The organism is Tundrisphaera lichenicola, from assembly GCF_051175385.1.
In the GTDB taxonomy this organism is placed as follows: domain Bacteria; phylum Planctomycetota; class Planctomycetia; order Isosphaerales; family Isosphaeraceae; genus Tundrisphaera; species Tundrisphaera lichenicola.
This window is the reverse complement of record NZ_CP195106.1, coordinates 5,665,944-5,685,906: the sequence shown is the minus strand read 5'-3', so window position 1 is coordinate 5,685,906 and position 19,963 is coordinate 5,665,944. Positions and strand designations below refer to the sequence as shown.

At 64.0% G+C, this 19,963-nt stretch carries 18 protein-coding genes; 11 read left to right on the top strand and 7 right to left on the bottom strand.

The window, feature by feature from the left end:
* Nucleotides 1-49: 49 nt before the first annotated feature.
* Entirely contained in the window at nucleotides 50-2,479 is a 2,430-nt protein-coding gene (locus tag P12x_RS22295; RefSeq protein WP_435007059.1) for a DUF1549 domain-containing protein, read from the top strand.
* A 93-nt stretch (nucleotides 2,480-2,572) separates the two neighbouring features.
* The gene (locus P12x_RS22290; protein ID WP_435007058.1) at nucleotides 2,573-4,930 is read left to right on the top strand and encodes a c-type cytochrome domain-containing protein; all 2,358 of its coding nucleotides are present in this window, start codon (nucleotides 2,573-2,575) and stop codon (nucleotides 4,928-4,930) included.
* A 104-nt stretch (nucleotides 4,931-5,034) separates the two neighbouring features.
* Here P12x_RS22290 and P12x_RS22285 read toward each other — a convergent pair whose 3' ends face one another.
* A complete protein-coding gene (locus P12x_RS22285) occupies nucleotides 5,035-5,358 on the bottom strand; it encodes a hypothetical protein (RefSeq protein WP_435007057.1) in 324 nt (107 codons plus the stop codon).
* A gap of 176 nt (nucleotides 5,359-5,534) precedes the next feature.
* Here P12x_RS22285 and P12x_RS22280 point away from each other — a divergent pair, with 176 nt between their 5' ends.
* From P12x_RS22280 to P12x_RS22265, 4 genes are all read left to right on the top strand, one after another.
* Nucleotides 5,535-6,689, top strand: coding sequence for an FIST signal transduction protein (locus tag P12x_RS22280; RefSeq protein ID WP_435007055.1), 1,155 nt, complete (start codon nucleotides 5,535-5,537; stop codon nucleotides 6,687-6,689).
* Between the two features lie 138 nt (nucleotides 6,690-6,827).
* The gene (locus tag P12x_RS22275) at nucleotides 6,828-7,598 is read left to right on the top strand and encodes an AMP nucleosidase (RefSeq protein WP_435007054.1); all 771 of its coding nucleotides are present in this window, start codon (nucleotides 6,828-6,830) and stop codon (nucleotides 7,596-7,598) included.
* A gap of 120 nt (nucleotides 7,599-7,718) precedes the next feature.
* Nucleotides 7,719-8,066, top strand: coding sequence for a hypothetical protein (locus P12x_RS22270; protein ID WP_435007053.1), 348 nt, complete (start codon nucleotides 7,719-7,721; stop codon nucleotides 8,064-8,066).
* A 17-nt stretch (nucleotides 8,067-8,083) separates the two neighbouring features.
* Nucleotides 8,084-9,112: a copper homeostasis protein CutC gene (locus tag P12x_RS22265; protein ID WP_435007051.1), complete on the top strand. Its 1,029-nt coding sequence runs from the start codon at nucleotides 8,084-8,086 to the stop codon at nucleotides 9,110-9,112.
* Here P12x_RS22265 and P12x_RS22260 read toward each other — a convergent pair.
* A complete protein-coding gene (locus P12x_RS22260; RefSeq protein WP_435007050.1) occupies nucleotides 9,079-9,534 on the bottom strand; it encodes a pyridoxamine 5'-phosphate oxidase family protein in 456 nt (151 codons plus the stop codon). The two genes, P12x_RS22265 and P12x_RS22260, sit on opposite strands and share 34 nt — an antisense overlap.
* A gap of 111 nt (nucleotides 9,535-9,645) precedes the next feature.
* Nucleotides 9,646-10,011, bottom strand: coding sequence for a hypothetical protein (locus tag P12x_RS22255; RefSeq protein ID WP_435007048.1), 366 nt, complete (start codon nucleotides 10,009-10,011; stop codon nucleotides 9,646-9,648).
* 261 nt (nucleotides 10,012-10,272) lie between these two features.
* Here P12x_RS22255 and P12x_RS22250 point away from each other — a divergent pair, with 261 nt between their 5' ends.
* Complete coding sequence (locus P12x_RS22250) at nucleotides 10,273-12,309, top strand: FAD-dependent oxidoreductase (protein WP_435007046.1); 2,037 nt, start codon at nucleotides 10,273-10,275, stop codon at nucleotides 12,307-12,309.
* 89 nt (nucleotides 12,310-12,398) lie between these two features.
* A complete protein-coding gene (locus tag P12x_RS22245; protein ID WP_435007045.1) occupies nucleotides 12,399-13,097 on the top strand; it encodes a SprT-like family protein in 699 nt (232 codons plus the stop codon).
* A gap of 3 nt (nucleotides 13,098-13,100) precedes the next feature.
* Here P12x_RS22245 and P12x_RS22240 read toward each other — a convergent pair whose 3' ends face one another.
* Entirely contained in the window at nucleotides 13,101-13,613 is a 513-nt protein-coding gene (locus P12x_RS22240) for a thiol-disulfide oxidoreductase DCC family protein (RefSeq protein ID WP_435007044.1), read from the bottom strand.
* Nucleotides 13,614-13,642: 29 nt separating this feature from the next.
* Nucleotides 13,643-14,050, bottom strand: a complete 408-nt coding sequence (locus P12x_RS22235) for a hypothetical protein (protein ID WP_435007043.1) — start codon at nucleotides 14,048-14,050, stop codon at nucleotides 13,643-13,645.
* Nucleotides 14,051-14,231: 181 nt separating this feature from the next.
* On the opposite strand from P12x_RS22235, the gene P12x_RS22230 reads away from it, so the two are divergent.
* Together P12x_RS22230 and P12x_RS22225 are read left to right on the top strand one after the other, a co-directional pair.
* Nucleotides 14,232-14,867 (top strand): sigma-70 family RNA polymerase sigma factor, encoded by a 636-nt coding sequence (locus tag P12x_RS22230; protein ID WP_435007041.1) that lies wholly within the window; start codon nucleotides 14,232-14,234, stop codon nucleotides 14,865-14,867.
* Complete coding sequence (locus tag P12x_RS22225) at nucleotides 14,864-16,537, top strand: serine/threonine-protein kinase (protein WP_435007039.1); 1,674 nt, start codon at nucleotides 14,864-14,866, stop codon at nucleotides 16,535-16,537. Before P12x_RS22230 ends, P12x_RS22225 begins: the two co-directional genes overlap by 4 nt.
* Before the next feature lie 29 nt (nucleotides 16,538-16,566).
* Here P12x_RS22225 and P12x_RS22220 read toward each other — a convergent pair whose 3' ends face one another.
* On the bottom strand, nucleotides 16,567-17,241 hold the full coding sequence (locus P12x_RS22220) for an adenylate kinase family protein (protein ID WP_435007038.1): 675 nt from the start codon (nucleotides 17,239-17,241) through the stop codon (nucleotides 16,567-16,569).
* A gap of 176 nt (nucleotides 17,242-17,417) precedes the next feature.
* Here P12x_RS22220 and P12x_RS22215 point away from each other — a divergent pair, with 176 nt between their 5' ends.
* The gene (locus P12x_RS22215; RefSeq protein WP_435007037.1) at nucleotides 17,418-19,235 is read left to right on the top strand and encodes an ABC transporter permease subunit; all 1,818 of its coding nucleotides are present in this window, start codon (nucleotides 17,418-17,420) and stop codon (nucleotides 19,233-19,235) included.
* A gap of 10 nt (nucleotides 19,236-19,245) precedes the next feature.
* On the opposite strand, the gene P12x_RS22210 is transcribed toward P12x_RS22215, so the two are convergent.
* Nucleotides 19,246-19,908 (bottom strand): MBL fold metallo-hydrolase, encoded by a 663-nt coding sequence (locus P12x_RS22210; protein WP_435007035.1) that lies wholly within the window; start codon nucleotides 19,906-19,908, stop codon nucleotides 19,246-19,248.
* Between the last annotated feature and the right edge of the window lie 55 nt (nucleotides 19,909-19,963).

Here is a 19,963-nt window from a genome sequence, read left to right as displayed (position 1 = left end):
CATCGACCGGCTCGATCAACGGGTCGATCGCATCGAGAGGATATCCCCAATGATCGCGGCTCGTGCATTGCTCGCCTGCCTTTCGCTCGGCCTGGCCCAACCGCTCCTGGCGGGCGAGTCGGTCGTCTCCAAGGTCGAGGTCTTTCCCAACGAGGTGAATCTAACTACCTCTCGGGATCGCCAGTCGCTGGTCGTCCAGGCCACCTTCGCCGATGGCCTGACTCGCGACGTGACGGGCGAGGCCACGATGACGCCGGCTAACCCCGCGCTGCTCAGGATCGAAGGGGCCGTCCTGCATCCGGCGGCCGATGGCGAGAGCACCCTGTCGGTCGCTTTCGGCGGCCAGAAGATCCCGGTCCCGGTGAAGGTGTCCCGGGCCGCCGAGACGCCGCCGCTGAGCTTCCGGCTCGACGTGATGCCCGCCTTCATGAAGGCCGGTTGCAACACAGGGAGCTGCCACGGGGCCGCCCGAGGCAAGGACGGCTTCCGCCTCTCCCTCTTCGGCTTCGACCCCGAAGGGGACCACTACCGTCTGACCCGAGAGCAGGTCGGCCGACGCGTCAACCTGGCCGTCCCCGAGGACAGCACCCTCCTCGAAAAAGCAATTGGCGCGGTCCAGCACACCGGCGGGAAGCGGGTCGAGAAGGGTGACGAACTTTACACGACCATGAAGTCCTGGATCGAGGCGGGCGTCCCCAACGACGATGTCTCCAAATTGCCCAAGGTCGTCTCGGTCGAGTTGTATCCCCGCCTCGCTGTCCTCGACGGCGAGAAGGCTAGTCAGCAGATGACCGTCCGGGCCAAATACTCGGACGGGACCGACCGCGACGTGACCTCGCTGGCGGTCTTCCTCACCAACAACGAGACTTCCGCCGCGATCTCCCCAACCGGCCTCGTCACGGCCGGTTCCCGGGGCGAAGCGTTCGTGATGGCCCGGTTCGATACGCATACCGTCGGATCACAGGTCCTGGTCCTGCCCAAGGGGTTGCAATTCGAATACCCGGCCGAGCCCGAGGTCAACTATGTCGACACTTTGGTCGCCGCCAAGCTCAAGAAGCTCCGGATCGCCCCTTCCTCGCTTTGCACCGACGAAGTCTTCGTCCGCCGAGCCTACCTCGACGTCATCGGCCTGCCCCCCACCGTCGAGGAATACGGACGGTTCATGACGGCGACCGAGCCCGACAAGCGCTCCCGGCTGATCGACGAATTGCTCGAGCGCAAGGAGTTCTCCGAACTCTGGGTGAACAAGTGGGCCGAGATCCTCCAGGTCAAGTCGTCGATCACCGTCAGCTACAAGGCGATGTTCCTCTACTACAACTGGCTGGTCGAGAAGCTCTCGCGGAACACGCCGATGGACGAGATGGTCCGCGAGTTGCTCGGGGCCAACGGCGGGACCTTCAAGAATCCTTCGACCAACTTCTACCAGTCGACCAGCGTGACCCTGGAACTGACCGAGAACGTCGCCCAGGTCTTCATGGGCATGCGAATCCAGTGCGCCCAGTGCCACAACCACCCGTTCGACCGCTGGACCCAGGACGACTATTACGGCTTCGCGGCCTTCTTCTCGCAGATCGGCCGGAAGCAAGGGGAAGACCAGCGCGAGACGATCATCTTCAACTCGGGCGGCGGCGAGGTGAATCACCCCGTCGGCGGCCGTCAGATGGCTCCCAAGTTCCTGGCGGGCGAAACTCCCGATGTGGCCGGAAAGGATCGACGGGTTGTCCTGGCCAGGTGGCTGGCCTCGCCCGACAACCCCTGGTTCGCGACCTCGTTCGCCAACCGGGTCTGGTCGCACTTCTTCGGGCCGGGAATCGTCGAGCCGGTGGATGACTTCCGCGTCTCCAACCCCGCCACCAATCCCGAGCTACTGGCCGAGTTGGGCAAGCGTTTTACCGACTCCAAGTACGACCTCAAGGTCCTCGTCCGCGACATCTGCAATTCGAGGACCTACCAGCGATCCACCCAGCGAAACGAGAGCAATGAGTCCGACGAGCTGAACTTCGCCCACGCCAACCTCCGGCGGATCAAGGCGGAGAACCTCCTGGACGCCATCAGCGTGGCCACTGACACCAAGGACAAGTTCCAGGGTCTCCCGCTCGGGGCCAGGGCGACGCAGATCGCCGACGGGACGACCAGCACGTACTTCCTGACCACCTTCGGCCGCGCCACTCGCGAGACCGTCTGCTCGTGCGAGGTGAAAATGGAGCCCACCCTCTCCCAGGCGCTCCACCTCCTGAACGGCGACACGACCAATCAGAAGATCCAGCAAGGGGGAGTGGTCAAGAAGCTGATGGAGTCGAGGAAGTTCCCCGAGGAACGGATCATCGAGCTGTACCTCCGGACCCTGGCGAGGATGCCGACCCAGGCGGAGCTCGAGAAGCTCCTCCCCCAATTCGCCGAAGGGACGAATCAGGAACAAGCCCTCGGAGACCTCTTCTGGGCGCTCCTGAACAGCCGCGAGTTCCTGTTCAATCATTGACGGCCGACCAGTTCGGGTGGTGTCCGGCGTAATGGCACCACCCGGCGAGTTTTCCATCCTTCCCTCGTACAATGCCCTCCGAGGCCCGCGACCATGCCCTCCAATCCCTCCCTCTCGATCGCGATCATCCTCGCCGGCCTGATGCCTCCCGCCGTCCTGGCGGCCGACGAGGCCGCGGCCAAGCCGAAAGTCAACTTCGTCGATAACGTGGCCCCCATCTTCCAGGCCCGATGCAATAGCTGCCATAACGCCGACAAGGCCAAGGGGGGCCTGACCCTGGAGACCTTCGCGAGCACCATGCAGGGGGGCGGATCGGGAGAGATCGTCGAGGCGGGCAACCCCGACGGGAGCCACCTCTTCGGCGTCCTGAACCACACCGAAGAGCCGAAGATGCCTCCCAAATCGCCGAAGATCCCTGACGCGGAGCTGGCGATCATCCGGCAGTGGATCGAGGCCGGGGCGCCGGAGACCTCGGGCAGCGTGGTCGCGATGAAGGCGAAGCCGAAATTCGAGTTCAAGCTCGACCCCTCCGCGATGGGGAAGCCGTCCGGCCCGCCCGCCATGCCCGAGGGCGTGATCACCGAGCCATTCGTCGTGAGCCCCAAGGCCAACGCCATCGTCGCGCTGGCCTCCAGCCCGTGGGCTCCACTGGTGGCCGTGGCCGGGCACAAGCAGGTCTTGCTCTACCAGTCGAACAAAGCCCGTCTCGTCGGTGTTTTCCCATTCCCCGAAGGGACGATCCACGTCCTCAAGTTCAGCCGGAATGGTGCCCTCCTGCTGGCGGGGGGGGGGCGTGGAGGACAGGCGGGCCTGGCGGTCGTCTTCGATGTGAAGACCGGCAAACGCGTCTTCGAGATCGGCAAGGAGTATGACGCCGTACTGGCGGCCGACATCAGCCCCGACCACAGCCAGGTTGCTCTGGGAGGCCCGAGCAAGGTCGTCCGGGTCTACGGAACAGCCGACGGCGCGCTCCAGTTCGAGATGAAGAAGCATACGGACTGGATCACCGCCCTCGAATTCAGCCCGGATGGCGTCCTGCTGGCGACCGGAGACCGGAACAACGGCCTGGTCGTCTGGGAGGGCCAGACCGGCCGCGAATACTTCGACCTCCGAGGCCACGCCGGCCCGATTACCGATGTCACCTGGCGGCTCGATTCCAACGTCGTTGCCTCGGCGTCCGAGGACGGCTCGGTCCGGATCTGGGAGATGGAGAACGGCAATCAGATCAAGACCTGGGGAGCCCATGGCGGCGGGACGGCCTCGGCACAGTTCGCCAAGGATGGTCGGATCGTCACGACCGGTCGAGACCGTCTGGCCCGGGTCTGGGACCAGAACGGGGCCAAGCAGCAGGAATTCGAGCCCTTCGGCGATCTCGCCCTTCGCGCCGTGTTCGTCGAGGAAGACGCCAAGGTCGTCGCGGGAGACTGGTCCGGCGAGGTCCGGGTCTTCGACGGCAAGGATGGTAAACGGCTGGCCAATCTCGCCGCCAACCCCGACCCGATCGCGACCCGCCTCGAACGAGCCCGGGCCGTCGCCCTGGCGGCCCAGGCCGAGGCTGACAACGCCTCGAAGGAGCTGCCGCCGCTCCAGGCCGTGCTCGATGAAAAGTCGGCCCTGGCCGCCAAGGCCCAGCAGATCCTGACCGCGGCCCAGCAGGACGCCCAGCAAAAGCTGGAACAGGTCGCATCAATCGAGAAGCTAGAGCAGGAGAAAGCCGCGCTCCTCTCGGCTTCGGAAGCGATGCTCAAGGCGACCCGGCTCGCATTAGAACAGGCCCAGGCCGAGAAAACTGCGGCCGAGAAGGCGATCGGCGAGACCGTCGCTGCGGAAAAGTCCAGCATCGAAGCTCTGGCCTCCACCAAGGCGGCGGTCGAGAAGGCACTCAATGAGAAGGTGGCCCAGGATCAGGCGCTCGCTTCGGCCGTCGAGGCTCTGAAGTCGGCCAGCACTCAGGACGCTGCCGACCAGGCCGCCGCGACGCTCGGCGAGATCGTCGCACGATCGGCCCACCTCACGACCGGGATCGCCCTCGCCGGGAAGGATCAGGTCGAGGCACTACGAGCTTTGGATCGGGCCATCGCCGCCCGGACTGCCGCCCCCGGGTTGCTCGTCGCCGCGATCGACCGGGCCCGGACCGCTGAGGAGGCGATCAAGCCCATCCAATTGGAGGTCGAATCGATCATCAACGCCCGAGCCGAGCAGGCCAAGGCGCTCGCCGATGTCCGGGGCCTGGCCCAGGCCGCCTCAGCGGTGTTGGAGACCCGGAAGGCCGAGTCCGAAGCGTCCATGGCGGCGAAGGCGGTCGCCGAGAAGGCGGTCGCCGACCGCAAGCCCGCGATCGACGCCCTGATCGCCCGATCGGTTGAGGCCCGGGGAGAAGTTGAGTCGCTCGTCGCCGAACAGAAACTCGCCGAGGCGGCCAAGACTGCCACGGCGAGCAATGCTCCCTGACCGGGCGTCAACAAGACAAGGAATGGGTTCCCGGTCCCACCGGGGATCACCCTCAAACCGACTGCCGGATCGTCCAATCCTGAGGGCCTGAGGTTAATCCGACCTCAGGCCCTCGTCCGATCGGGAAGGGGGTTCCGGAGGATCAGACCCGACCCGACCACCGCCTTGACGTGCTTACACCCTTCCGGGTCGATCCCATCTCTCCGAAAGATATAGTCGGGACAATCACACTCCGGCCCGTACGCCGTCTGGGCCACGTCGTAGGCCGTCCCATCTGCTTTGGTCAGTCGAAAGGCCCGCCCTCCGGCATCTGGAGCGTTCGGGAGAGACTCGACGTCGTAGACCGTCTCTCCGATCTTCAACTCGAGTCGGTAGGAAATCGCCGGGCGTTTCTCCTGGACCCGACTCTTCGGAGTTGCGGGGATCATCCGTCGGATTCTCCCGAGGAGATGACACGAAACGTCAGTATGCCTCTTCGTCTATGATACAAAAGGCCACTATTTCGTTCAAGGGGGGGTGTCCGACCAGGCGGCCACTATCGGCCTGGACGCGGGTCGGATAAACTCACCGACCGGGTGGACCAAGGGCCTGGAGGACGAGCTTGATGAGATGCGCATCGGCCCTTTCGACCTCGAAGGATTGCGATTCGGCCGTCGAGGAAGTGGTGGAGCAACTGGTCGGATCGTTCGAGGGGAATCCGGCGGATCTGGCCATGGTTTTCGCGTCGATCCATCACGCGGAGGCGCTCGCTGCCGTCGGGACCGAACTGATGGGTCGCGGGTTGGTTCGTCATGTCCTGGGATGTACCGGCGAGACGATCATCGGAGGCGGACGCGAGATCGAAGCCGAGCCGGCCCTGAGCGCCTGGGCGATCCGGCTCCCCGAGACGGATCTCCGGACGATACGAGTCGATGGTCCTGATGAAGATCTTGGATCCTTGGCAGGACTTTCCCAGGATCCGGCAGACTTGCTGATCCTGGGCGATCCATTCTCATTCGCGGCCGACCCCTGGCTCAAGAAGACGAACGAGCGGTACCCCGGGCTCCGAATCTTGGGGGGAATGGCCAGCGCCAGCCAGACGCCGGGGGGGAATCGCCTGCTGCTCGACGGGGAGGCCCATCGGGATGGGGCGGTTGCGCTTCTCCTGAAAGGCGAAGTCAAACCGAGGACCCTCGTCAGCCAGGGGTGCCGTCCGATCGGTCGACCGATGATCGTCACGAAGGCGGAACGAAACATCATTCGCGAGTTGGGTCGTCGACCCGCGCTGGAGGTCCTTCGCGAACTGTTCGAGGACCTATCGAGCGAGGATCAGGCACGCCTCCAGTCGGGGCTGCATATCGGACGGGTCATCAACGAATATCAGGGCGAGTTCCGACGGGGTGACTTCCTCGTCCGAAACGTGATGGGAGCCGACGATGCCGGCGGGATCGCCATCACCGACCTTGTCCGGGTCGGACAAACCATCCAGTTCCAGGTTCGCGATGCGGAGACGGCCGACGAGGATCTCCGGACCTTGATCCGGGCGGAGCGACTGGATCGCCCGAGGGCCGAATACGCCGGGGCTCTCGTCTTCTCATGTAATGGGCGAGGGACTCGCCTCTTCGATCAACCCGACCATGATGTCGGCGTCCTTCGAGAACTCTTCGGGCCGATCCCCGTGGCCGGCTTCTTCGCGATGGGTGAGATTGGCCCGGTCGGCGGGCAGAATTTCGTCCACGGGTACACCGCGAGCGTGGTCCTGTTCGAGGAGCCGCATTGAGCCTTCCTCTTGAATCTTCGCGTGTCACCCGAATGATCCGATAAGGGGCAGGTCCCGGATCCGATCTTTTCGGGGAAGTGGTGCCTTCCGGATCGATCGAGGCCCGTCACCGTTGGGTTCGTTTTTCCCGAGGTCGTCTTGAAGACCAAGTCCGAGATCGTCCGAGACTGGCTCCCGCGATATACGGGTCGACCGCTTGAAGGGTTCGGTTCGTATGTGCTCCTGAGCAATTTCGGGCTTTATGTCGAGATGTTCGCCCAGGAATTCGGCGTGGAGGTGATGGGTCGCGATAAGCCGATGCTCTCGGCGACGGCCGACGATCTGACCATCGTCAACTTCGGGATGGGAAGCGCGATGGCGGCCACCGTCATGGACCTTCTCTCGGCGGTCGAACCCAAGGCCGTGCTCTTCCTGGGGAAGTGCGGCGGCTTCAAGAAAACCAAGGTCGGCGACTATATCCTCCCGATTGCCGCAATCCGGGGGGAAGGGACCAGCAACGATTACCTCCCCCCGGAGATCCCGGCGCTCCCCTCGTTCCGACTCCAGCGGGCCGTCTCCGCCTCGATCGTCAAGCATAAGCTCGACTACTGGACCGGCACCATCTACACCACCAACCGTCGGGTCTGGGAGCACGACCAGTCGTTCAAGGACTATCTCAACAAGGTCCGAGTCCTCGGGATCGACATGGAAACGGCGACGATTTTCATCGTCGGGTTCGCGAACCACATCCCGAAGGGGGCGTTGCTGCTGGTCTCGGATAATCCGATGAACCCGGAAGGCGTGAAGACCTCTCGGAGCGACCGGACCGTCAACGAGAAGTACGTCCGGTCGCATCTCAAGGTCGGCATCGACGCCCTGGTCGAACTTCGCGATTCCGGCGAGTCGGTTAAGCACCTCCGATTCGAGTGACAGGCCCTCGATGATCGCCCGAAGTCTCGGAGGGACGGCCCAGGGACGATCGCGGTAAGTTTTTTATCTTTTATCGTCGTGTGATTTGTTATTGTCTCTCTGCCTTGGAGTCGAAAATCGATGGCCACGAAGCCCACTCGCGAGCAGGACAAGGCCTGCGACCGGCTGGCCCAGATCCTGCTGCTCTACTGTGAGGCGGCCCGACTCGATGGCCGGGTCGCGATCGACGGGGCGGGCCTGGCAAGCTTCGCCCAGCTCGTGGCGAAGGCTTCTTCGGCCTTCGACCTCGACGCGATCTTGGCGAGGGCCCTCGACGAACGAGGTCGGGGCCTCGGGCTCCGGCAAGGTACCGCCGAATTACTGACCCTGGTTGACGGGGGTGTCGAACCGTTGTCGACTCTCCTGCTGAGTGACGATGACTTCCGAGCCGAGGTCGACCGGGCCGAGGCGGAGCTGGGCGAGGTCTGACCCCTGAGGGCGAGCGGATGAAGGCGACCGTGGAAATTTGCGTCGAGGGAATTCGTTCCGCGATCGCAGCCGGGGAAGGGGGGGCCGATCGGATCGAGCTTTGCGAGAACCTGGCCATCGGTGGGGTCACCCCATCATCGGGGACGATCTGGGCGGCCAAGCGAACCACCCTGCCGATCCAGGTACTGATCCGGCCCCGGGGCGGCGACTTCCGCTATCACGACTCCGAGTTCGAGGTGATGCAGCGCGATGTCGAGGCGGCCCGGATGCTGGGTGCCTCCGGGGTCGTGCTCGGTCTCCTGGATTCTCGGCGGAGGGTCGATCGCAGGAGGACCGAACTCCTGCTGAAGGTCGCCCGGCCGATGAAGGTCACGTTTCACAAGGCTTTCGATGCCACCGTCGAGCCTCTTCAGGCCCTCGATGACCTCATCGAGCTGGGCGTCGATCGGATCCTGACCTCGGGACAGGCCCCGACGGCGAGGGAGGGTCTGCCCCTCCTGGCCGAACTGAACCGGGCGGCAAAGGGTCGGATCTCGGTCATGGCAGGAGGCTCGATCGGCCTTGGGGATATCCGACCGCTCCTCCTGTCGGGTATCAGCGAGATCCATGTTGGCTCGGCGGCCTGCCGGGATGGCTCGACCGATCTCGGCCTGGTCCGGAAGATCGTGGAGGCGGCATCGATCTCCGAGATCTTCCACATCACTTCTCGGACCGATTGGGAACGAGCCGTCTCCGAGGGCGTCTATCGGGCCGACTCGCTGGCATCCGACGGCTTCATCCACGGGTCGACTTCGGAGCAACTGGCGGGGTCGGCCAATCGATTCTTCCAGGGTCGTTTCGACCTCGTGGTCCTCAGGATCGTCCCGGGCCGGCTCCGGTCGCCGATCCAATGGGTTGCTTCAGCGGATTCGGATTATCCATTTCCGCACATCCATGGTCCGGTCGACCTCGACGCGGTCACCGACGTCTTCCCGATGGAGACCGACCTCCAGGGAACCTTCCGATGGCCGATTCAGCCGGGCGGGGAAAGCGGGACCTCGTGGTAATCGAGGGCCCATTCCTTCATGTAACGGACCTGATCGGGGCTGATTCGGTAGACGACCAGTTCGGGATTATCGATCGATCCCAGGTAGTTCCTGAGCAGGGGATTAGAGCCCCAGATTTCCTCCAGTATGGCTCGTTCCGTGACGATCTCGGCCGTTCCACTGATCCGAACCTGGTCGTGGTGGTCGTCCAGATAGCAAAGTTCGACCCGCGGGTTGGCGGCGATCTCGGTGGTTTTGTGGTAGCTACGAAGGTTGGCGACGTAGACCGTGAACCCATCGGTACGGACCGGCGAGACGGGGCGGACCCGGGGCTGTTCACCGTCGATTGAGGCTAGATGAGGGAACCGATCGGAGCGGACGACGGCCGAGGCGAGTTCGATAAGCCGGCCGGGATCGATCGGTTCGGGGATTGGCTTGCTCATGCGAAAACCCCTCACTCCATGATCGGGCAAAGTCGCGGCCGGGTTCCCGGCATCGAGCATTCTACCGCGAACAGACGGATGGGAGGAGTGGCGAGCCCTCCGAGGGGAGAATCACTCGGGAGGATAGGGGAACGTCTCGGGTCGCCAGACCAAGGCGCGAAGGAGGAGCTTGGCGAGCCGTAGGCGGACTTCGTCGTCTTCCGGTTCGGCCTCGATCATCTCGATCAGGGACCGGGACCTTCGCGATCGTTCCAGAACTGCGGGAGAGGCCTCGAGGAGTCGTCGGCGACTCGGTCGGGGGAAGTCGAGCGTCTGAGTCAATCGGTCCGCTGCGAACTGGTATCGATCCCTGATGCGCCCCGGAAGGGACTCTTCGGCGAGTTGTTCCAGGGCATCTCGGGCAATCGCGGTGGCGAGCAGGAGCTCGGTCGATGCTCGTTCGAGCGTAATCAACGAAGGCTCGAGGACGGGCGTCATGCCTGTCGTCTCCATCATCATCATCATCGTCGTTCGAGTTCCGTCCAGCGACATCGCGGGAAACGGCTTCGGGAAAGATATCAGGATCGAACGGAGATGAACAGAGTGTGTCGAAGCGATTTGTTCTTTGCAGGCCTGCGAGCCTCGGTCCGGACGGGGGAGGGGCTTGAGATCTCCGGTAAACACCGTTGTAATCGTTGCCTTGTCCAACTCGGCCGAATCCGATCACGGCCGATTTCGTCGACGAGCGGGAGCCGTCCCATGATTCGACACAGCTTGATCTTGACCTTGCTCTTGCCGTTTGCCGCTCCTTCGATGGCTGCCGAGCCGAAGAAGGCCGAGGTCGTCGTCTACGGGGCCTCGGCCGGGGGTGTGATTGCTGCCGTTTCGGCCGGTCGAGAAGGAAAATCGACGATCCTCATCGAGCCTGGTCGGCACATCGGAGGGATGGTCTCCGGCGGCCTGGGCGCGACCGATCATGGGAATCGAGCGGCCATCGGGGGGATCTCCCGGGAATTCTTCCGCCGCGTTCTCGATCATTATCGGGAGACCTACGCCGCAGATTCCATCCAGGTGAAGGAATGTTCGGACGGCTTCCGATTCGAACCGCACGTGGCGACCCTCGTCTTTCGAGCCATGCTGGAAGAGGCCAAGGTCCAGGTTGTCTTCGAATCGGGCCTGGAACGGGTCGAAAAAGAGGGGACGCGAATCACCTCGATTCGAACGACTCGGGGGTATGATTTCGCCGCGAAGGTCTTCATCGACGCCAGCTATGAAGGGGATCTCATGGCTCGGGCCGGCGTCAAGTACGCCATCGGTCGCGAGGGCCGAGAGCAGTACGGCGAGTCGATCGCCGGGGTTCAGGCCAGGAGCCCCGCCCACCAGTGGCCGATCGCCGTCCCCGGACTCGGACCCGACGGCAAGCCGCTTCCGACCATCCAGCCCGGACTTCCCGGCCCGGCGGGATCCGGCGACGCCAAGACCCAGGCCTATAACTACCGCCTTTGCATGACGGATCGTCCGGAGAACCGGTTCCCGTTCCCGAAGCCACCCGGCTACGATCCCGCCCGATTTGATCTCCTGGCCCGGTACCTGGCCCTGAAGCCCGACCTGAAGGTCGGCCAACTGATGCATCCGTCGCGGATGCCTAACGGGAAGACCGACACCAACAACAACGGACCTTTCTCGACCGATCACATCGGCGGCAACTGGGATTATCCCGAGGCCGACGCCGCTAAGCGTCGGAAGATCGTCGATGATCATATCGACTACGTTCAGGGATTCTTCTACTTCCTCTCCAACGATCCGCGGGTCCCGAAGGCCCTCCACGACGAGATGGCGGGCTGGGGCCTCGCCGAGGATGAATTCGTGGACACGGGCCACTGGCCCCACCAGCTTTACGTCCGCGAATGCCGGAGGATGCTCGGCTCCTACGTCATGACACAGGTCGACATCCTGGAAGAACTGACCAAGGACGATTCGGTCGGGCTCGGCTCGTATAACACCGACTCGCACCACGTCCAGCGGTTCATCCAGCCCGATGGATCGGTCCTGAACGAGGGAGATTTCCAGGTCCGGGTCACCCCCTATGCGATCCCGTATCGGAGCCTGATCCCGAAGGCTGAGGAGTGCTCGAACCTCCTGGTCCCGGTCTGCATGTCGGCCTCGCACGTGGCCTATGGGACGGTCCGGATGGAGCCGGTTTACATGATCCTGGGTCACGCCTCCGGGCTGGCTGCCGCCCTGGCCATCGACTCGAAGTCGTCGGTCCAAACGATCGAGTCGGATCGACTGGTCTCGAAACTTCGGGAGCAAGGCTCCGTGCTCTCGCCGGTCGGCCTGCCCTCGGCGAGCGGGCCCGGGTTCCGCGGGATCGACCCGTCGAAGCTGGTCGGGATCGTGGTCGATGATGCCCAGGCGAGCATCGAGGGGGAATGGGCGGTCTCGACCTCGACTTCTCCATTTGTCGGCGAAGGTTACCACCACGATGGAGCCAGGGCCGACGGCTCGTCGAGACTGCGATTCATCCCGAAGTTTCCCGAGGCCGGACGTTACGAGGTCCGGCTCCACTTCCCCCCGGCCTCGAACCGGGCCACCAACACCCCGGTGGTCATCCATTCCAAGGAGGGAGAGCGGACGATCCGAGTCAACCAGCGTCGATCCCTGAAGGACGGCCAGCCGCTCTCACTGGGCGTCTTCGGCTTCGAACCCGGCGGAGCGGGTTGGGTGGAGATCGGCGCCGAGGGGGCCGACGGCCACGTGATTGCCGATGCGGTCCAGTTCGTCCCGGTCCCGTGACTCAGGCCCGCGACCGCCTCGCCCGACTCATGAGTCTCGGTCATTCGCCCGAACTCGTCGCCGAGAAATCGAGCCGGATTTACCGAACGATGCTCGATCGATCGCCCACGATCCGGACGGGCAATTTCGAATCGATCGCGGTCGGCGATCTTCGGCTCCTTTTCGGACTCTACGATGCCGAGTTCTTCGGAGGCTTGCTCACGGCGATGCTCGGCGAACAAAGTGCCGGTGAAGTCCAGCTCCGGCTTTCCGACCGGATGACTCGCGCCGCGGGCAAGACCTTCTGGCGTCGGGTCCGAACCAAGGTCGGCTGGCGGGTCGAAGAGCGTTCGGAGTACGAGATCGCGGTCTCGACATTCCTCCTCTTTCAGAACTTCCGAGTGAGCGGCCGGGTTGTCACCGTGGCCGGATTGGTCTGCTCGGATCGCCTGGTATCGCTCCAGCGAATCTTCGAACATGAGCTCCTCCACCTCGCCGAATTCCTGGCGATCGGCCGGTCGAGTTGCTCGGCCGAGCTTTTCAGGAGCCTTTCTCGCTCGATTTTCGGTCACTCGGCCTCGGTCCACGAGTTGGTCACGCCGCGAGAGGTCGCGGCCAGTGCCCATTCGATTCGAATCGGGGATCGAGTGGCCTTCGACCACGAGGGTGTCACTCAGGTTGGTCGGGTGAACCGGATTACCAAACGAGCCACGGTGCTGGTCGAGGATCCCGCCGGTCGGCCCTTCTCGGACGGGAAACGGTACTCCACGTACTATGTGCCGCTGGACCGACTCCGCAAGGCCACTTGATTCTCAGTCGGACCGGCCCTTGACCTGACGAGCCAGGTGGGCGAGGCGTTGGACTCGGTCCTGAAACGGGGGCGACTCCGGCGGGGCGGCGAGCCGGTTGATCTCGCAGGAAGGGGCGTCGATCCCGCCGAGCGCCTGGACGATTTCGTGCTCGCTGGCCAGCCCGAGCCATCGAGAGATCCGCCCTCGCTGTTTCGAGAGGAGGGCGAACCCCTGGCGAGCCAGGGGGATCAATGCCGGGCTGGAAAGGCGTTCGGCCCACTCTCGATGCTCCTCCAGTGCATAGAGGCACATGATCCAGGCGTTCCCTCCCCGATAGACGCCCCCTTCGTCGCTGACCACGAGCAGCTCCTCGGGACAGTCCGAGGTCGCAAGAGTCGGGAACATCCGATCGGCGATCTCCGAGCCGGCCGGGATGAATTCGAGGTCGACCAGCTTCTCCTGGCGGTCGAGCCACTGTCGGGCCCACCGGCAGAGGCCGCATCGGGCGTCGTAGAGGACGTAAAGCCGTCGCATGTTCGGATCTCCCTGGAGGTTGCGATGGATCAATGGGCCATCGCTCCGACGGCCGCGATCATATCGTCGGGCAGGACAGGAGGCTTGCGGCTCCGGAGCATCGCCCGCTTGCGCATCCGGGAGAACACATAAAGGTTCGAGAAGTGCATCACGCCCAGGACCAGCAGGACGAAACCCATCTTGGTGCTGAGGATCTCGATGGAAGTCGGTAGGTCGGCCGGCTTCTCCCCGTATTTCAGGGCCAAGGACACGAATCCGACATTGATCAGGTAGAAGCCGACCACCAGCAAATGATTGACGGAATCGGCCAACTCGCGATTGCCCAGAAAGGCGTCGACCAGGAAGACCCGCCCGGCTCGGGAGAGCGTCCGAGCGACCCAGATGGTGAGGCCGATGCTCAGGATCAGGTAGGCCAGGTAGGAATAAACGACGATCATCGGAAACTCCTCTTCGGGTGGTCCTCGGCCCGCCTCGGGGCGGGCGACGACAGGAGAACCGCGAGGAGGAGCCGATCCTTAACAAGGAACTCACCGGATTCGTCGAAGAGATTTCGATCGTCCGCTCCGATATGATGAAAGGGTCCTTTTCCGGAGCCGAGCCCGGAGTGATCTTTCGACGATGTGGCCCGATCCTACCGAAACCGAAGACCTCCTGGGACTGGTGGCCCGGGCCGATCGAACGGCCGAAGGGCAGCTCTGGGAGCGTTATCGCGAGCCCCTCCGACGAATGATCGGGATGAGACTCGATCGCGCGGTTGGCCGCAGGGTCGATGCCAGTGACGTGGTCCAGGAGGTCCTGCTCAAGGCGAGCGGGCGGTTGTCCGAGTATCTCAAGCGACCCTTAATCCCCTTCCATCTCTGGCTCCGCCAGATCGCCCGAGACCATCTGATCGACGCCCATCGGAGGCACCGAGGGGCGGCCTCTCGGAGTGTGGACCGCGAGCGTCGGGTCGCCGAAGCCTTCGCGGACCAATCCTCGCTCGACCTGATCGCTCAACTCCGCGATCCCGGCCTGACGCCCGCGGCGGCGGCGCTCCGAGGGGAGCTCGAGCGTCGGTTCCGCGAGGCCATCGATCGGCTCGACGAGGATGACCGGGAGATTATCCTGATCCGCCACTTCGAGCAGCTCACCAATGGCGAGGCCGCACGATCTCTCCGGTTAAGCGAGCCGGCCGCGGGGATGCGTCACCTCCGGGCCTTGAGGAAACTCCGATCGATCCTGGGCGAGACACCTTCGACTCGGGGCACCGCATGATCCCGAACGACGACCGAGACCGGAGACTCGCCGAAGTCTTGGCGGAGATCACCGACGATCGGGCGAGCGACCGAGGATCGAATTTCGAGTCGATCGTCGGGCGTCATCCCGATCTCGCGGAGGAACTTCGAGAGCTCTGGGCGGCCGCCTCGATCGCCGAGGAGTTTGCCGGCTCGAGCTTATCGACCGAGACCGACGTCTGGCCCTCGATCCCGACCGACCCGCCCGGATCGCACGATCGGGGAAGTCTCGGGGGCTACGAATTGATCGACGAGGTGGGCCGGGGAGGGATGGGGGTCGTCCATCGGGCCAGGCAATCGCTCCTGGGCCGGACCGTCGCCATCAAGCGGCTGCTCCACGGCGCTTCGTCCCGGCCCGAGGATGTGGCGAGATTCCAGGCCGAGGCCGAGTCGGCCGGCCGGCTCTCGCATCCTCATATCGTCACCGTGCACGATGTCGGGACCGATCGAGGCCAGCCCTACCTGGTCATGCAATTCGTCGAGGGGACCACGCTGGCCCGACGGCTGGCCGATGGTCCTCTCCGATCGGGCGAGGCCGCGTCGATCCTTGCCCCGGTCTGTCGGGCCATCCAGCACGCCCACGAGCGTGGGGTCCTCCACCGCGACCTCAAGCCCTCGAACATCCTGATCGATCCGGAAGGGCGTCCGCTCGTCGTGGACTTCGGGCTGGCCAAGCGGATCGACCTGGGGCCCAGCGCCGGGCTGACCGAGAGCGGAGCGATCCTGGGCACTCCCAGTTACATGGCTCCTGAACAGGCTTCGACCAGTCGAGGGCCGGTCGGGCCTCCCGCCGACGTCTATGGCCTGGGGGCCATCCTTTACCAGATGTTGACCGGCCGTCCCCCGTTCCAATCGGCCTCGCCCCTCGACACGATCTTGCTGGTACTGGAGCAAGACCCGGTCCCGCCGCGAGTTTTGAACCCCCGCGCGGATACCGACCTGGAGATGATCACTCTCAAGTGTCTCCAGAAGGACCCAAGACTGAGATATCCCACAGCCTCGGACCTGGCCGACGACCTCGACGCCTACCTGGCCGGTCGACCGGTCTCGGCCCGGTCGACTTCATTCCGGGCCCTGGCCGGTCGTTACCTGAGCGAGACACCACACTCCGCGCTCCTGGAGAACTGGGGCGTCCTCTGGATGTATCATAGCGTCGCGCTTCTGGTCCTTTATGGCTTGACCTGGGGCCTCATGCTCCGGGGCGTGATGGCCCGCTGGCCCTACTTCGCGATCTTCACCTTGGGCCTGGGATCCTGGGCCGCCCTGTTCTGGCGGCTCCGGCGACGTCGAGGGCCGGTGACGTTCGTTGAGCGTCAACTGGCCCACGTCTGGGGGGCCGGGGTGATCGGACTGAATCTGATCCTGGATGCCGAATGGCTGATGGGCCTCCCGGTGATGAGCCTGGCCCCGATCCTTTGCATCACCAACGGGATGCTCTTCCTGATCAAGGGAGGACTGCTCTCGGGCGAGTTCTACATCCATGGGGCCTTACTTTTCGCGACTCTCATCCCCGCGACGCTCGTTCCTGAGCTGGCGGTCCCCGCCTTCGCGCTGGTCTCGGCCGTTTGCTTCTTCGTGACGGGCCTGAAGTACCACCGACGCTATCTCAGATCGCAGAGACCAGAGCGGGCCTCGATGCCCCGGACTTGATCTCGGACGGGACCTCAGCTTCCGAGGATTCAGTCCCGAACTCCGAGGGCTCGGCGGGTCTCGAGGTAGACGGCCTCCAGGCCCTGATTGCCGTCGACCTGTCGATAGAGATCGGGGAATTTCTCCTGATAATGGCGGAGGATCGGGATGGCATGCTCGTCGTAGACTCGCTGGCGGAAGCCAACGACTTCGGCCGTGTCGTCGGGCCGACGTTCGAGAGGGGTCCCGTCAAGGTCGCAGACCTCGGCGACCCTGGGTGGTCGGGCGATCAGATGATAGGTGGCCCCGCATTTCGGGCAGACTCGCCGTCCGGTCATCCGCGCGACGGCCTCCTCGCGGGTGACGGCGATCTCCAGGTAGCATTCGATCTCGAATCCGAGTCGCTTCTCGAACTGTTCGAGGAGCGGTACCTGGCCCATTGTCCGGGGGAATCCATCGAAGAGCAGTCGGTCGGAACCGGGCGACTTGAGGTTCAGCTCCAGGAGTTCGAAGATCAGGGCGTCCGGCACGAGATCGCCCATGGCGAGGTGGGCCTCGACGCGCTTGCCGAGGAAGTCCTGCCTCCGGATCGCGGCCCGGAGCATCTCCCCGGTCCGGATCAGCTTGTAGCCGAAATCCGCCCCAAGGCTCTCGGCCAGGCTGCTCTTGCCGCTCCCGGGCCGGCCGAAGATCACGAGGTGGTCGGGTGGGACGGAAGGGGCCAAGAGATGTCTCCTTGGGAGAGGGGCGGCCGGAGGCCTGGGGGGGATGAGGACGACCCGCCATTATTCCCGATGGTATGCCTCCTGCCAACCCGTCGGGGAGCTACCTTGGCAATAACCGACCGTCTCCGTATTGTGTAGGAGCCCATCCGAATTCCACCAGGCCGAGGCTGCATTCGATGTTTCTGGGGCCGGTTTTCCAAGCGGAATTGCTCACCACTGCCAGGCGGGCCCGGTATTACGTGGTCCGCACGATCTACGGGTTGATCATCCTGTTCCAGGTCTACCTGTCGTACGAATCCAATCGATGGGTCGTCGGAGGGGGGCAGGGTAATCTTCAGATCAACCAGATGGCAGAGTTCGGCGAATCGATCTTCAAGAGTTTCGCCATCCTCCAGGCGGTCGTCGTCATCTTCCTGACCCCGGCCCTGGTCGGCGGCACGATCGCCGACGAACGCCAGAGGAAGACGCTCCACTATTTGCTCACCAGCCATCTGAGCGGGTTCGAGATCGTCGTGGGCAAGCTGGCGGCCAGACTGCTTCATGTCGGAGTCCTGGTCGCGCTGGGGCTCCCGGTGGTCAGCTTGATCGGCCTCTTTGGAGGGGTGGATTTCCCGCTCTTGCTCCTGAGCTACGCCGGCACGGCGACGATGATCTACTTCCTGGCGGGACTCTCGATCCTGGTGTCGGTGCATGCCCGTCGGCCACGCGAGGCGATCTCGGCCCTCTATGGCTACGTGCTGATCTGGCTGATCGTGCCGCCGCTCCTCATTTCCACGATGACTCTCTGGAGCGAACCCTGGAGGACGATCGGCGAGTGGATCCGTCCGGCGCTCGAGTATCTGGCGGTGACCAGCCCACTCTTCCTCGGGATGGGTCCTTCCTCTGTCACGGCATGGGGAGGTAGTCCCGAGGCGTCCGCCGCCTGGGGGATGGGCTTGCAGCTCCTCTATGGGACGATCTTCATCTCGATTGCGGCCGCCAGACTTCGGTCGGTCTCCCGCGATGATGGGGCCAGGCGAGGACTCTCCGGCCGGATCGCCTCATTTGCCCGGAAGCAGAGCTGGATGCCTCGGCCCGATTGCGGCGACGACGCGATGCTCTGGAAGGAGAGATACATCGCCCGGACCGGGGGCATGACCAAGACCGTCCTCTCGATTGTCGGACTGGCCTTGTTGGGATTGCTCGCCTACTGGGTGGTCGAGTTCGCCAGGCCCGCGTGGACCGAACTAATGTCCCAGGGTTACTCGACGTTAGGCTCGGCCCGTCGCGACTTCAACATATTCCTCCGGTTTGTCAGCACGGCGATCTTCGTCGTCTGGTCGCTGGCCATCGCCGCTTCTTCGGCCAGCGGCCTGACCTCGGAACGCGAGGAGGACACCTGGATCAGCCTGATCGCGACCCCGCTGTCCGGCCTGGAGATCCTCCGAGCCAAGATGATCGGTCCGATCTGGGCCTTGCGCGGGCTGGTGTACCTGCTCCTCGGGCTCTGGGCGGTCGGGCTGCTGGTGGGATCGATTCATCCCCTGGGCATCCTGGCCTGTCTGGCCGAGCTGATCCTGTTCACCTGGTTCCTGACGGCGTTAGGGACCGCATCCTCGCTCCAATCGAAGAACAGCACGCGATCGATGGGACTGACGATGTTCATCCTCGTCTTCCTGAATGGCGGCTACCTTTTCTGTTGCATCCCACTTCGGGCCGATTCCGGGGTAGTCATCGCGGGCTCGACGCCCGCCATTTTCTGGTCCTCGCTGATCAGCTCGGAAGATCTCCAGTATTTCAGCTCGTCCGATTATCGAGGACTTCTGGCCGGATCGATCCTGGGATCGATCTTCTATGCGGTCACGGCCGCCGCCCTGACGGCGTGGGCCTTCGAACGATTTGATTCGGTCGTCGATCGTCCTGATCGATTTCGGCGAGAACTTAGCCTGGGGCAACGCGAGGAGATGCTCAAGGGCCGATCCAAGGAGCCTGACCCTCGGGACTTGCTGATTTGAAGGCTTCGCCTCATCGCGAATGTTCGAGCCGGACTACCCGGCGTCCCTCGGGGATCGAACCGGCCGAGAGCTCGATCGAAGACTCTCCCGGTCGATCGACCGGCCATCCCGGGAGGGCTTCGAGGAACCGCTCGACCGGCTGGATCTTGAGATTGATCCCGTCGGTCTTGAAGTGCATCGGGATGACCAGTCTGGGTCCAATCGCGTCCAGGAGCGGGGCGATCAGCGGGAAGTCGATCGTCGGCGGGCCGCCCGCCGGGACGAGGACGACCTCGGCCCCGCGAATCGGGGCAAGCTCGGATTCGTCGAGCCCGTGCCCGAGATCGCCCAGGAACACCACGTGGATTCCCTCGGATTGGAAATGCACGATCGCGACCTCGTCACCTTCGAGCTTCTCGGGGGTCTCGAAGACGCGGATCGCCTCGAACCGGATCCCCGAGACGCGTGATCCTCCTTCGGGAAGCTCCATCACGCGGACGACCTCGAACGGCGGTCGGATCTGGCCGAGATGGCTGTGATAGCGGTCGTTTTCATGGCTGACGACCACGACATCAGCCTGCTCATCGATCGGCCGATAGCCCCCGGAGTCCGGGGATCGATAAGGGTCGAGGATGATCCGGGTCCCGCCCGTCTCGATCAGGAACGCGGCGTGGCCATACCAATGAATCCGCATGAATCGGCCTCGAACGGGCGGGGGACGGTCCGATCGGAAACGCCCCCGCCTCGGG